Source organism: Streptomyces lydicus (assembly GCF_001729485.1).
Lineage (GTDB): Bacteria > Actinomycetota > Actinomycetes > Streptomycetales > Streptomycetaceae > Streptomyces > Streptomyces lydicus_D.
The window spans coordinates 5202981-5216545 of the sequence record NZ_CP017157.1; the positions used below are offsets into that span (position 1 = coordinate 5202981).

Consider the following 13565-nt stretch of genomic DNA (forward strand, 5'->3'; position numbering starts at 1 on the left):
ATGTCCGTACACCTGCATTGGTTCCTGCCGACGGGCGGCGACGGGCGGACGCTCGTCGACCGGCACGCGTACACCGACGGCGGGATCCGGCGCGACCGCATCACGCCGGTGAGCGGGGTGCGCGCCCCGGACATCGAGTATCTGGCGCAGATCGCCAAGGCGGCCGAGCAGTTGGGGTTCGAGGCGGTGCTCACGCCCACCGGGACGTGGTGCGAGGACGCCTGGCTGACGACGGCCGCGCTCACCCAGGTGACCGAGCGGCTGAAGTTCCTGGTGGCGTTCCGGCCCGGGGTGATCTCGCCGGTGCTGGCGGCGCAGATGGCGGCGACGTACCAGCGGATCTCGCGCGGGCGGCTGCTGCTGAACGTGGTGACGGGTGGTGACTCGACCGAGCAGAAGCGGTTCGGCGATCCTCTCGACCATGACCGGCGGTATGCCCGTACGGACGAGTTCCTGCAGGTCGTACGGGGTGTGTGGGGCGGTGTGCCATTCGACTTCCACGGCGAGCACTATCAGGTGGAGGGCGGTCTGACGGCGCTGCCGCCGGATCCGCTGCCGGAGATCTTCTTCGGCGGGTCGTCGGCGGCCGCGGGTCCGGTCGCCGCCCGGAACGTGGACGTGTACCTGACCTGGGGCGAGCCGCCCGAGCAGGTGAAGCAGAAGGTCGACTGGATCCGGGGACTGGCGGAGCGGGAGGGGCGTACGGTCCGGTTCGGGGTCCGGGTGCACACCATTTCCCGGGACTCGTCGAAGGAGGCGTGGGCGACCGCCGGCCGGCTGCTCGACGACCTCGACCCGGAGACCGTTGCCGCCGCCCAGCAGGCCCTGGGCAAGAGCGAGTCGGTGGGCCAGCAGCGGATGCTGGCGCTGCACGGGGGCTCGCGCGACAAGCTGGAGATCTCGCCCAACCTGTGGGCGGGGGTCGGTCTGGTGCGCGGCGGGGCGGGCACCGCGCTGGTCGGCAGCCATGCCGAGGTGGCCGACCGGATCGAGGAGTACCACGCGCTGGGCATCGAGCACTTCGTGCTGTCCGGTTACCCGCATCTGGAGGAGGCGTACTGGTTCGGTGAGGGTGTGCGGCCCGAGCTCGCCGCCCGTGGTCTGCTGCCGGCCGTGGCGTCCCCTCTGGAGGGTGTGCCGGCGGTCAACGGCCGGCCCGCGTCGGCACCGGGTGGGGCACCGCTGCTGGTCGCCGGCGGGCGCTGAGCGGGGCCGCGGCCGGCAGGTGTCACGGGGCGTGGCGTGGAGCGGGCGGCTGTTCTCGCCACGGCGCCGGAGTACCGGGCGCTCCCGGCCGTCGGGAAGACGACGCCCCCCTCCTCGGTTGGTGGAAGCATGAACCATTCCGGGGTGCGTGCGGTCGAGGTCGTGGTGATCGGTGCCGGGCAGGCGGGGCTCGCCGCGGCCTTCCATCTGCGGCGGGTCGGGCTGGAGCCGGACCGGGACTTCGTGGTGCTCGATCACTCTCCGCGGCCGGGCGGCGCCTGGCAGTTCCGGTGGCCGACGCTGACGTACGGCAAGGTGCACGGGATGCATGCGCTGCCCGGCATGGAGCTGACCGGCGCCGACCCCGGCCGTCCGTCGTCCGAGGTGATCGGCGCGTACTTCGGCGCGTACGAGGAGACCTTCGGGCTGCGGGTGCACCGGCCGGTGAGCGTGCCGGCGGTCCGCCCGGGCGAGGACGGCCGGCTGCTGGTGGAGAGCTCGGAGGGGGACCGGTCGGCGCGGGCGGTGATCAACGCGACGGGGACCTGGGACCGGCCGTTCTGGCCGCGGTTCCCCGGCCAGGAGACGTTCGGCGGGCGGCAGTTGCACAGCTCGCAGTACGCCGGGCCGGAGGAGTTCCGCGGCGCCCGGGTCGTGGTGGTGGGCGGCGGCACCTCGGCCGTGCAGCAGCTGCTGGAGATCGCGCCGGTGGCGGCGGGCACGGTCTGGGTGACGCGCCGGCCGCCCGTCTTCCGCGCGGGGCCCTTCGGTGCGGAAGAGGGCCGGGCGGCGGTCGCCCTCGTCGAGGAGCGGGTCCGGCAGGGGCTGCCGCCACAGAGCGTGGTGAGTGTGACCGGGCTGCCGATGTCGGACGCGGTCCGGCGGGGCCGCGAGAGCGGCGTACTGGAGCGGCTGCCGCTCTTCGAGCGGATCACGCCCACGGGGGTGGTGTGGCCGGACGGGCGCACCGCGGAGGCGGAGGTGATCCTCTACGCGACGGGTTTCCGGGCCGCGATCGACCACCTCGCCCCGCTGAAACTGCGCGAGCCGGGCGGCGGCATCCGGATGGCGGGCACCCGCGTCCTGCGTGACCCACGAGTGCATCTGGTCGGCTACGGGCCGTCGGCCAGCACCATCGGCGCCCACCGCGCCGGCCGGGCCGCGGTGCGGGAGATCCAGCAGCTGCTGGCGCACGAGCCGGTGGCCGCGGCCGGCTGAGCACGACGGCACGGCGTCCGGGGTTGACGGCGGAACCGCGTCGCCGTGCTGCTCCGCGGGGCGGTTCCGGGGCGCCATTCAGGGCGTTGCGGCATGAAGCGAACTCCAGAGCGAGCATCTACACGAACGGGTGGTGTAACCCGAAAGTGGCATTCGGCCCGTCGGCGGCGCGCGATGCTTACGGGGCGCAAGCGACGGGCTGCAGACCGTTACGGCGCTTCCGGTCGACATCCCCTGCTGGGCCGGAGAGTTGGTCCCACACACCCGTACTTGCACAAGGAGAAGAAGCCAGATGAACATCCTCACCAACCTGCTCGCAGGCATCGTCCACTTCGTGGGTTGGCTCGTCTGACGGGCTCCGCACCGAAGCGCCGCCTCTCCCTGTCCCGGGAGGGGCGGCGCTCCGCATGTGGACGCGGCCGGCGGCGGGGCTACTTCGCCAGCTTCTGCCGGGCGGTCTCCGGCAGCGTCAGATAGACGAGGAACGACACCAGGCACAGCGCCGCCACGTACCAGGGGAAGAGGTCGGCGTGGCCGGCCTCCTTGAACCAGGTGCCGACGTAGGGGGCGGTGCCTCCGAAAAGGGCGACGGTGAGGGAGTACGGGAAGCCGATGCCGGCCGCCCGCACCCGCGCGGGGAACACCTCGGCGTTCACCGCCGCGGCGATCGCGGTGTATCCGGTGAGCAGCACCATGCCCGCGCACTGCACCAGCAGCAGGGAGACGAAGGCATCGGTGACGAGGTGGAGCAGCGGCACGGCGAGGACCGCGAAGCCCAGCGAGAAGCCGAGCAGCAGCGGTTTGCGGCCGATACGGTCCGAGAGCAGCCCGCCGAGCGGCTGGAGCAGGGCGAAGAAGACGAGCGAGAGGGTACCGACGGTGAGCGAATCGGCCTTGTCGAAGCCCGCGTTGACCTGGGCGTAGGTGGGCAGGTACGTGGTCCAGGTGTAGTACGCGATGGTGCCGCCGGCGGTGATGCCGCAGATCAGCAGGGACTCGCGGGGATGGCGGCGCAGCGCCTCGAAGAGGCCCGGGCGGGCGCCGGCCCGCTGCCCGGCGGATCCCCCTTGCGCGTGCGGGATCGGCCCCTCGCGGGAGGAGTCCGGAGCCTCCGGCAGGGTCTCCTGCGCGCCGCGCCTGATCCACAGGCCCAGCAGGCTCAGCAGCGCGCCGACGAGGAACGCCACCCGCCAGCCCCAGGCCCCCATCTGCTGCTCGGTGAGCAGCGCGGCGAGCAGCGCCGCGATGCCGGAGGCGAGCAACTGGCCCACGGTCGTGGAGACGTACTGGAAGCTGGAGAACAGCCCGCGCCTGCCGGGCCCGGCCGATTCGACGAGGAAGGTCGTGGAGGCCGCGAACTCGCCGCCCACCGACAGGCCCTGCACGAGGCGGGCGAGCACCAGCACGAACGGGGCGAGGACCCCGGTGGCCGCGTAGGTGGGGGTGAGCGCGACGAGGAGGCTGCCGCCGCCCATGAGGAGGATGGTCAGGGTCAGCGCGGCCCGGCGGCCGCGCCGGTCGGCGAAGGCACCCATCAGCAGTCCGCCGACCGGCCGCATGAAGAACCCGACGGCGAAGACGGCGAAGGTCGACAGCAGCGGCACCAGGGAGTTGCCGGCGCTCTCCGGGAAGACCTGCTCGGCGAAGTAGACGGCGAGGAAGGAGTAGGCGTACCAGTCGTACCACTCGACGGCGTTGCCGATGGAGGCTGCGGCCAGTTGCCGCAGGCGTGACGGTGGTCGGGCCCCCTCGGGCGCCCGGTCCTCGGCTATGAATTCGGCACTCGACATGGTCCTCCGCTCCCGGTTCTTCTCCTGGGCCTGCTGCTGGGGCAGGATGAGCCGACAGGTGATCATGTACCGCGGAAGCGGACGAACGCTAGGGCCTGCCCGGCGGCCGAGCCGGCCGAAAGGAGATGGCAACGTGCGCGTAGCACTGTTCGTCACCTGCATCAACGACCTGCTGCAGCCGCGGACGGGCCGCGCGGTGGTGGCGCTGCTGGAGCGACTGGGGGTGACGGTCGAGTTCCCCGAGGAGCAGAGCTGCTGCGGTCAGCCGCAGTTCAACACCGGATACCGGCAGGCGACGGAGCCGCTGGTGCGCCGCTTCGACCGGGCGTTCCGGGACCACGACTACGTGGTCACCCCGTCCGGTTCGTGCGCGGCGATGGTGCGGGACAACTATCCGCGGATCGGGGCGAAGGCGGCGGCCGAGGGGCGCGGGCGGGAGCTGTCCGACGCGGCGGCGCTCGCGGTGCCGAAGACGTACGAACTGACCGAGTTCCTGGTGGACGTGCTGAAGGTGGAGGACGTCGGCGCGTACTACCCGCACACGGTCACCTACCACCCGACCTGCCACGGCCTGCGGATGCTGGGGCTGGGCGACCGGCCGCGGCGGCTGCTCCAGCACGTCAAGGGGCTTGAACTGCGGGAGCTGCCGGGTGCGGAGGAGTGCTGCGGTTTCGGCGGCACCTTCGCCGTGAAGAACGCCGCGGTCTCGGCGGCGATGGGCGCGGACAAGGTCCGGCACATCGCCGCCACCGGCGCGGAGGCGGTCTGTACGGTCGACAACTCCTGTCTGCTGCACATCGGCGGGACGCTCACCCGGCAGGGCTCGACGGTCCGCCCGGTGCACATCGCCGAGATCCTGGCCAGTACGGAAGGGAGTGTGCTGTGAGCGGCACCTATCTGGGCATGCCGGCCTTCCCGCGGGCGGCGGACGTCTCCACCCGCGACACCCGGCTGCGCGCCAACCTCACCCACGCCACCCACACCATCCGCGACAAGCGGGCCGCGGCGGTCGCCGAGCTGGACGACTGGGCGCAGCTGCGGGCGGCGGGGGCCGCCGTGAAGGACCGGGTACTGCGCCGGCTCGACCACTATCTGGAGCAGTTGGAGGCCGCGGTCACCGCGGCGGGCGGGCAGGTCCACTGGGCGGCGGACGCCGAGGAGGCCAACCGGATCGTCACCGCGCTGGTGCGGGAGACCGGCGAGCGCGAGGTCGTCAAGGTCAAGTCGATGGCGACGCAGGAGATCGGGTTGAACCAGGCGTTGGAGGACGCCGGTATCCGCGCCTACGAGACGGATCTGGCCGAGCTGATCGTGCAGCTCGGCGACGATCTGCCGTCACACATCCTGGTTCCGGCGATCCACCGCAACCGTGCCGAGATCCGGGACATCTTCCGCCGGGAGATGGGCAGGTGGGGGCGGCCGGCGCCGGAGGGGCTGTCCGACTCCCCCGCCGAGCTGGCCGAGGCGGCCCGGCTGCACCTGCGGGAGAAGTTCCTGTCCGCCAAGGTGGGGATCTCCGGGGCCAACTTCATGGTCGCCGAGACCGGCACGCTCGTCGTCGTGGAGTCGGAGGGCAACGGGCGGATGTGTCTGACCCTGCCCGAGACGCTGATCTCCGTCGTCGGGATCGAGAAGGTGGTGCCCACCTGGCAGGACCTGGAGATCTTCCTGCAGTTGCTGCCCCGCTCGTCGACGGCTGAGCGGATGAATCCGTACACCTCCACCTGGACGGGCACGACGGACGGGGACGGGCCGCGGAACTTCCACCTGGTGCTGCTCGACAACGGGCGGACCGACACCCTCGCCGACACCGTGGGCCGGCAGGCCCTGCGCTGCATCCGCTGCTCGGCGTGCCTGAACGTCTGCCCGGTGTACGAGCGGGCCGGCGGGCATGCGTACGGCTCGCCCTACCCCGGGCCGATCGGCGCCATCCTCACGCCGCAACTGCGGGGAATGCAGGGCCCGTTGGAGGAGTCTTTGCCGTATGCCTCGTCGCTGTGCGGGGCCTGCTACGAGGTGTGCCCGGTGGCCATCGACATTCCCGAGGTGCTGGTGCACCTGCGGGAGCGGGTGGTGGAGGGCGGGCCGGTGACCCGTGGCGGCACGCGGACCGTCGTCAAGCCGGCCAGGGGGCACGCCGCGGAGCGGGCCGCGATGCGCGCCGCGGCCTGGACGTTCGATCATCCGGGGGTGCTGCGCCGCGGGATGCGGCTGGCGGCCCGGACCCGCCGGCTGCATCCGCGGCGGCTGCCGGGGCCGGGACGGGCGTGGTCGCGGACCCGGGCGCTGCCGGCGGTGCCGGCCGAGTCGTTCCGCGACTGGTGGCGGCGCACCCGCGGGGAGTCGCCGAGCGGGCCGACCGGGGAGCGGGGTGCGGGCGAGTGAGCAGCCGGGACGTGGTGCTGGGGCGGGTGCGCCGGGCGCTGGCGGCGGAGCCGCGGGACACGGGGCGGAACGAGCCGCCGGTGGTGCGCGACTACCGGCGGGTGCACGGGTCCCGCACGGCGGCGCAGACCGTCGAACTGCTCGCGGAGAACCTCGCGGACTACCGGGCCGTCGTGCACCGCAGTGACCCGGCCGGGCTTCCGGCGCTGATCGCCCGCCTGCTGGCGGACCGCGGGGCGCGGAGCGTGGTGGTGCCGCGGGGGCTGCCGGCCTCCTGGCTGGAGGCGGCCCTGGCGGCGAGTTCCGGACTCACCCGGATCGAGGACCGGGCCGCGCTCACCCCGGCCGAACTCGATGCCGTGGACAGTGTGGTGACGGGCTGTGCGGTGGCGATCGCGGAGACCGGCACGCTGGTCCTGGACGCCGGCCCCGACCAGGGCAGACGGCGGATCACGCTGGTGCCGGACCATCACGTCTGTGTGGTCCGGGTTCCTGACCAGGTCGTCGGCTCGGTGCCGCAGGCGCTGCCGCGGCTGGCGCCGGACCGGCCGCTGACCTGGATCTCCGGCCCGTCCGCGACCAGTGACATCGAACTCGACCGGGTGGAGGGGGTGCACGGGCCGCGGACGCTGGAGGTGATCCTGCTGTCGGCGTCCGGTCAGTCGGGCTGAGAGCGGCCCCGCCCCGTTGACCGCCCTGGGCTGCGACAGGTGTGCGACCCCGTTGTCAGTGGGGATTCCTACACTGATCGGGATGTCCTTCGCACACGCGGTGCGGGGCGCGCGCCCGGGGGGAGGGAGCGGAGGATGCTGCGGCAGGAGTTACCACCACCGCGTTCCGGCCCGGCCCGCCGTTCCTCCGCGCGGGCTCCCGGGCCGCCGTCCGGCGCGGCCCGGCCCTCCGCTCCGTCCCGGCTGCTGACCTGGCTGGGGCGGCTGGGTGTGCCGGCCGCCGCGTTCGCGGTGTTCCAGAGCCTGCTGGGGATCCTGCCGCAAGGGCTGACGGGTGAGGCGGCGCGCTACGGCGTCGCGGCGACGGCCGGCGCCGCGGTCGGCGCGGTGGTGTGGCTGTCGGCGGCGCTGCTGCGGGCCCGCGCCGCGGCGCTCCCGCCGGCGCCGCCGGCCGGTCCCGTGCCTCCGCCGGCGGGGTCGGCGTCGCTGCCCGAGCTGATGGACGGCACGTACGAGGCGCTGCGGCGCGGTCTCGCGGTGGTCGAGGTGCCCGGCCGCGGTCCGCTCACGGGCTGGCCGCACTCCCTCGCCGAGAGCCGCCCACCGGTGCATCCGACCGCGTTCGGTACGGCGTACGGGCTGCACCTGCTGCTCGACCTGGCCCCGTACGACGGCCGGATACGGGCCGGTGAGGTGGCCGAGACGCTCTGGCGGCTGCGGCTGCCCGGCGGCGGTTGGGCGGCCCGTTCGCAGGGCACCGGCGCGCGGCCCGAGGTGACCGCGACGGTGCTGGGCGCGCTGGCGCGGGCGGGCGCCGACCCCCGGCTGCTGGAGGCCGAGATCCAGTGCTGCGAGGCGCTGTTGGACCCCGCGCACGACGTGTCGGGGCTGGCCAATACGTATGTCGTGACGAGTGTGCTGCGCGGGCTGCTGCGGGCGTCGCCCGGCTCCCCGGCGCTGGGGCGGCTGCGCGAGGTGCTGGTCAACGGCGCGACCGCGGACCCGGGGCGCGGCCACCACCGGTGCTGGGGCGCGGCACTGGCCACCGGACTGGGCAATCCGGCGCCGTCGGCGGCGCACACCGCGCGGGCGGTGGTGGCGCTGGACCGCGCCGCACGGGTGCTGGGCGAGGACACCCGGCAGCGCACGGTGCGCGAGGAGGGGGTGCGCTGGCTGCTGGCGGGCGCGGCGTCCCCGTCCGGCGGCGGGTCCGATCTGGACAACTGCCAGGAGGAGGTGCGCCGCCCGGACCAGGAGGACCCGCTGCATCAGGAGCTGTTGTCGGTACGGCATTTCGGGGCGGCGTGGGTGGCCCGGGCGCTGATGACGGACGGGGCGCGGCGGATCGCCGCGGAGGACGCCGGGACCGCGGTGTGGCAGGCACAGCTGTCCGCGGCGGTGGCGCGGGTGCGGGGGATGCAGCGGGGCGGGGTGTGGCGGTGGGACGACGGCCCGATGGGGCACCCGGTGTGGATGGCGTATCAGGGCCTGTCGGTGCTGCGGCGGTACGCGCTGATGGCGCACCGGCCGTGACGCGGCGTGGCACCGGCCGGGTGCGCCGGGTCGGGGTGCGCCGCGGGCCGGCGCTCCCGGTGGACGGGAGGCGGAGATGCAGGTCGAGGAAGCCCGGCGGCTGCTGGCGGACCGGCTGGGCGGCGGTCCGGGGCCCCCGTCCCCGGAGACGGCGCGGGAGGTGATCGCCGATCTGGCCAGGCCCGGGACACTGGGTCCGCTGGTGCGTCGATTATCCGCCGGTGATCGCGAGCTGGCGGAGTGCACCCGCCTGTCGTACCGCCATGTGCTCGGCTTCGACAAGCTGTTGCTGCTGCCCGGGGCGCCGTGGTTCATGCTGCGGGTGCACTTCTGGCACGGCGCTGCCGGCGCGGCCCCGGAGGACATCCACAATCACCGCTGCGCCATCGCCTCGGCGGTGGTGCGCGGCGCGGTCCGGATGGAGTGTTACGAGCGGGCCGCGGACGGCGTGCCCGCGACCGCGTACCGGGAGACCATCGACGGGCCGGGCGGTGCCTGGCGGCTGCGGCGGGTCGGCGCGGCGCGGCTGCGGCTGACCGCGACCGAGCGGTACGGGCCGGGGCGGAGCTACGGCCTGGACGCCCGGACGCTGCACCGGGTCGTGAGCGAGGAGCCGGCGGTGACGCTGTTCCTGGAGACCGTGGCGCAGCGCGCGGTGACCGATGTCTATGTGCGGGACGGGGCGGCGGGTGGCCCGCGCGCGGTCACGGTTGCCGGCGCCGGGCGCGCGGCTCCGCCGCCCAAGACTCCACTGTCGACGGCCGTCTACCGCGCCGAACTGGCCGCTCTGGCCCGCTCGTTGGGCTGCTGAACGGGCCGGTGGCGAGGCCCTGGCCGGATGCCCGGGCCGGCCCTGGTGCGAGGGTCTGGCCGGCGGGTCCGAAGCGGGCCGTCAGGGCGTGCGGTCCGGCCGTGGCCGGGCGTGCGGCGAGGGCCTGGCGGATCACGTCGAGGTTGTAGGCGTCGACTCCGGCGGCGGCCAGCTCGCCCGGCCGCGCCCAGCGAAACGCCTGGTCGGCGCTGGGCAGCACGACCTCCAGCGTCAGCGGGCGGACGAGGAAGTTCTCCTGGTGGTTGTGGACGCGCCGGCCCTGGTAGTCGCTGAGGAAGCTGGACGAGCCGGTGTGCGCGGCGATGGCGCCCAGGAGCCCGGTCTCCTCCTTCAGCTCCCGCAGGGCGCCGCTCTCGGCGGTTTCCCCGCGGTCCAGCTTGCCGCACGGCACGCCCCACGCGCCGGGCAGGAAGCGCTCGCGGTAGCTGCGGCGCACGATCAGCACACGGCCGTGGTGCACGACCACCGCCGCGGCCAGATGCAGGTGGGTTGCGGGCTGTTTCATCGGACGTCTCGCAATCCGAAGGGACGGGCGGCAGGCCCGTGGCGGACGTCCACCGTACCGGCGGAGCCCCGGGGCCGGACCGGGCACGGCCGTACGGCAGGGGGTGAAGTGGCGTGCGGGGGGCTTGTATTGGGCGCGCGCCATGTTCGATCCTGCTGCTTCCTGTTGCCTTACGTTCGGAGCTGTCGAATGAACGCACACCGTGTGAGTCGCCGGTCGCTCCTCGCCGCCGGCACCGCGCTCGCGGGCTGGGCGGCCTTCTCCGCACAGAAGCAGTCCTTCGCGGCCGAGGCCGCGGCGGCGGGCACCGAGGGCGGCGAGTGGAACGCGCAGCCGACGGTCTTCCAGGTGAACCGCGAGGCGGCCCGGGCGCGGCTCATCCCCTACCCGGACACCGGTTCGGCGCTGGCCGGCGACCTCGGCCGGTCGCCCTATTTCCGCTCGCTGAACGGCAGTTGGCGCTTCCACTGGTCGAAGAACCCGGACGAGCGGCCGCGCGACTTCCACCGGCCGGGCTACGACGACAGCGCCTGGGACCGGATCACGGTGCCCGCCAACTGGGAGATCGAGGGCTACCCCGAGCCGATCTACCTCAACATCAGATACCCGTGGATCGGCTACGAGACGCCGGAACCGCCGCAGGTGCCGGCCGGGTTCAACCCCGTGGGCTCGTACCGCCGCACCTTCACCGTCCCCGGGAACTGGCGCGGCCGCCGCACCCTGCTCTCCTTCCAGGGCGTGAAGTCCGCGTTCTTCGTCTGGGTGAACGGTGAGCGGGTCGGCTACAGCGAGGACAGCTACACCCCCGCCGAGTTCGACGTCACCGACCGGCTGAAGCCCGGCGCGAACTCCCTGGCGGTCGAGGTCTACCGCTGGTCCGACGGCAGTTGGCTGGAGGACCAGGACATGATCGACCTGTCCGGGATCTTCCGCGACGTCTACCTCTACTCCATCCCCCCGGTGCACCTCCAGGACCTGCAGGTCCGCACCGACGTCGACGGAGCTGGCCGCGACGCCGGCCTGACGGTGACCGCGACCGTACGGGACCGGGGAGCGGGCGGTGGGCGCCGGGCCGGGGCGCGGCACGCCTCCGCCGGGTACCTCCTGACCGCCACCCTCCATGACGCCGACGGCCGGCCCGTCCTGCCGAAGCCGCTCACCGCGGCCGTCGACGTCGTCGGCGGCAAGGACGTCACGGTCGCGCCGAGGACCACGGTCAAGGCACCGGCACTGTGGTCGGCGGAGGCACCGCACCTCTACACGCTCGTCGTCACCCTCACCGACCCGTCCGGCCGTACGGTCGACATCCAGCGCACCCGTCTCGGCTTCCGCAGCATCGCCTACGGGCCCGGCACCTTCACCGTCAACGGCAAGCCGCTCGTCTTCCGCGGCGTGAACCGCCACGAGTCCGACCCGGACCACGGCCAGGCCGTCACCAGGGAGCGGATGGTGCAGGACATCCGCATCATGAAGCAGCACAACATCAACGCCGTCCGCACCTCCCACTACCCCAACTACCCGGACTGGCTGGACCTGTGCGACGAATACGGCCTGTACGTCATCGGTGAGGCCAACCTGGAGTCGCACGGGGTCCGCGACCGGCTGCCGGCGAGCCTGCCGGAGTGGACCGACGCCTGTCTGGACCGGATGCGTTCGCTGGTCGAGCGGGACAAGAACCATCCCTGTGTGGTGGTGTGGTCGCTGGGCAACGAGGCGGGCCGGGGCAGCACCTTCCGGGCGATGGCGGACTGGACGCACCACCGCGATCCCTCCCGGCCGGTCCACTACGAGGGCATGAACGACGTCGCCGATCTGCACAGCGAGATGTACGCGAAGCCCGACGAGGTCGAGGCGTACGGGAAGTCCGGCAACCCCAAGCCGTTCATCCTGTGCGAGTACGCGCACTCCATGGGCAACAGCACCGGCAACTTCCAGGAGTACTGGGACGTCATCGAGCGCTACCCCAACCTGCACGGCGGCTTCATCTGGGACTTCGTCGACCAGGCGATCCGCCGTCCGGTCCCCGGCGATCCGCGGCGCAGCTACCTCTCCTACGGCGGCGACTGGAAGCCCGGCTATCCCACCGACGGCAACTTCTGCTGCAACGGCATCGTCTCCTCCGACCGGGTGCTTCACCCGGCGATCCACGAGGTGAAGAAGGTCTACCAGGTGGTGCGGATGGCGGCCGCCGACGACGCGGTCAGCCGGATCGAGGTCACCAACCGGCAGCTCTTCCTGGGGCTCGACGCCTATGAGCTGCACTGGGAGGTCACCCGCGACGGTGAGCGGGTCCAGCACGGCACGCTGCCCGCCCCGCAGGCCGCCCCGGGCGCGCGGGCGACCGTGCAGCTGCCGCTGCGTCGTCCGGCGCACCCGGAACCGGGCGCCGCGTACTGGCTGAACCTCTCGTTCGTCCTGCGCAGGGGCACCCGCTGGGCGGACGCCGGGCACAGCGTGGCGGCCGAGCAGTTCGCCCTGCCCTGGCACGCGCCGGCCCCCGCCGACCCCTCCCCCACCGGCCTGCCGCCGCTCACCCTCACCGAGACCGGCACCTCGGTCACCGTCCACGGCCGGGACGTCGAGGTCGTCCTCGACAAGGCCGGCGGCACCCTCACCTCCTACCGGCACCGTGGCCGGACCCTGCTCACGGGCGGTCCGGTGCCCAATTTCTGGCGCGGCCCGACGGACAACGACATCGGCCGCGGCGCCCAGAACAAGCTCCGTACCTGGCGCGACGCCGGCTCCGGGCGCACCGTCACCGGCGTCCGGGTGTCCCAGCCGTCCCCCGCCGAGGTCGTCATCGAGATCACCGCCACCCTGCCCACCTCCCCGGCCGCCTCCCGCTGGGACACCGTGCTGACCGTGCGCGGCGACGGCGGGATACGCGTGCGGCACACCCTGCGGCCCGGCCCGGCACTGCCCGATCTGCCGATGGTCGGTGCGCTGCTGACCGTGCCGGCCGGTCTGACGACCTTCGACTGGTACGGCCGGGGCCCGCAGGAGAACTACTGGGACCGGCGCACCGCGGCGTTCGTCGGCCGCCACCGCGGCACCGTCGACGCCCAGTACGGCCCGTACGTGCGGCCCCAGCAGACCGGCAACGTCACCGATGTGCGCACCGCGACGCTGACCGGGCGGGACGGCAGCGGGCTGCGGATCTGCGCCGAGCCGGGCCCGGACGCCCCGCTGCTGGAGCTCAGCGCGCTGCACCACACGCCCTTCGACCTGGACGGGCCGCGCCACCCGTACGAGCTGGCCCGCCACGGGGAGACCTGGCTGGGCGTCAACCACCGGCAGATGGGCGTGGGCGGCAACGACTCGTGGGGCGCGCCGCCGCTGGAGAAGTACCTGCTGCACGCGGACCGGACGTACGGCTACGGGTACCGGTTGTCGCCCGTCTGACGCCTGCCGGTGCGAGCGGCGCG

General features: G+C 73.5%; 10 protein-coding genes. 8 read left to right on the forward strand and 2 right to left on the reverse strand.

Features of this window, described 5'->3' with window-relative positions; genetic code table 11:
- Complete coding sequence (locus SL103_RS22690; protein WP_069570793.1) at positions 1 to 1206, forward strand: LLM class flavin-dependent oxidoreductase; 1206 nt, start codon at positions 1 to 3, stop codon at positions 1204 to 1206.
- Between the two features lie 129 nt (positions 1207 to 1335).
- Positions 1336 to 2424, forward strand: coding sequence for an NAD(P)-binding domain-containing protein (locus tag SL103_RS22695; protein ID WP_079145920.1), 1089 nt, complete (start codon positions 1336 to 1338; stop codon positions 2422 to 2424).
- 431 nt (positions 2425 to 2855) lie between these two features.
- Here SL103_RS22695 and SL103_RS22700 read toward each other — a convergent pair whose 3' ends face one another.
- Entirely contained in the window at positions 2856 to 4214 is a 1359-nt protein-coding gene (locus SL103_RS22700; protein WP_069574025.1) for an MFS transporter, read from the reverse strand.
- A 133-nt stretch (positions 4215 to 4347) separates the two neighbouring features.
- Between SL103_RS22700 and SL103_RS22705 the strand changes: the two genes are divergently transcribed.
- From SL103_RS22705 to SL103_RS22725, 5 genes are all read left to right on the forward strand, one after another.
- Positions 4348 to 5100: a (Fe-S)-binding protein gene (locus SL103_RS22705; protein ID WP_069570795.1), complete on the forward strand. Its 753-nt coding sequence runs from the start codon at positions 4348 to 4350 to the stop codon at positions 5098 to 5100.
- A complete protein-coding gene (locus SL103_RS22710; RefSeq protein WP_069570796.1) occupies positions 5097 to 6599 on the forward strand; it encodes a lactate utilization protein B in 1503 nt (500 codons plus the stop codon). The genes SL103_RS22705 and SL103_RS22710 overlap by 4 nt, the downstream gene beginning before the upstream one ends.
- Positions 6596 to 7270 (forward strand): LutC/YkgG family protein, encoded by a 675-nt coding sequence (locus SL103_RS22715; protein ID WP_069570797.1) that lies wholly within the window; start codon positions 6596 to 6598, stop codon positions 7268 to 7270. The genes SL103_RS22710 and SL103_RS22715 overlap by 4 nt, the downstream gene beginning before the upstream one ends.
- 135 nt (positions 7271 to 7405) lie before the next feature.
- Positions 7406 to 8803: a hypothetical protein gene (locus tag SL103_RS22720; protein WP_069570798.1), complete on the forward strand. Its 1398-nt coding sequence runs from the start codon at positions 7406 to 7408 to the stop codon at positions 8801 to 8803.
- A gap of 76 nt (positions 8804 to 8879) precedes the next feature.
- On the forward strand, positions 8880 to 9614 hold the full coding sequence (locus SL103_RS22725) for a hypothetical protein (RefSeq protein ID WP_069570799.1): 735 nt from the start codon (positions 8880 to 8882) through the stop codon (positions 9612 to 9614).
- Here the strand turns inward: SL103_RS22725 and SL103_RS39430 are convergent.
- The gene (locus SL103_RS39430; protein ID WP_069570800.1) at positions 9508 to 10140 is read right to left on the reverse strand and encodes an NUDIX hydrolase; all 633 of its coding nucleotides are present in this window, start codon (positions 10138 to 10140) and stop codon (positions 9508 to 9510) included. The two genes, SL103_RS22725 and SL103_RS39430, sit on opposite strands and share 107 nt — an antisense overlap.
- A gap of 189 nt (positions 10141 to 10329) precedes the next feature.
- Here SL103_RS39430 and SL103_RS22735 point away from each other — a divergent pair, with 189 nt between their 5' ends.
- Positions 10330 to 13542: a glycoside hydrolase family 2 TIM barrel-domain containing protein gene (locus tag SL103_RS22735; RefSeq protein ID WP_069570801.1), complete on the forward strand. Its 3213-nt coding sequence runs from the start codon at positions 10330 to 10332 to the stop codon at positions 13540 to 13542.
- Positions 13543 to 13565 lie beyond the last annotated feature (23 nt).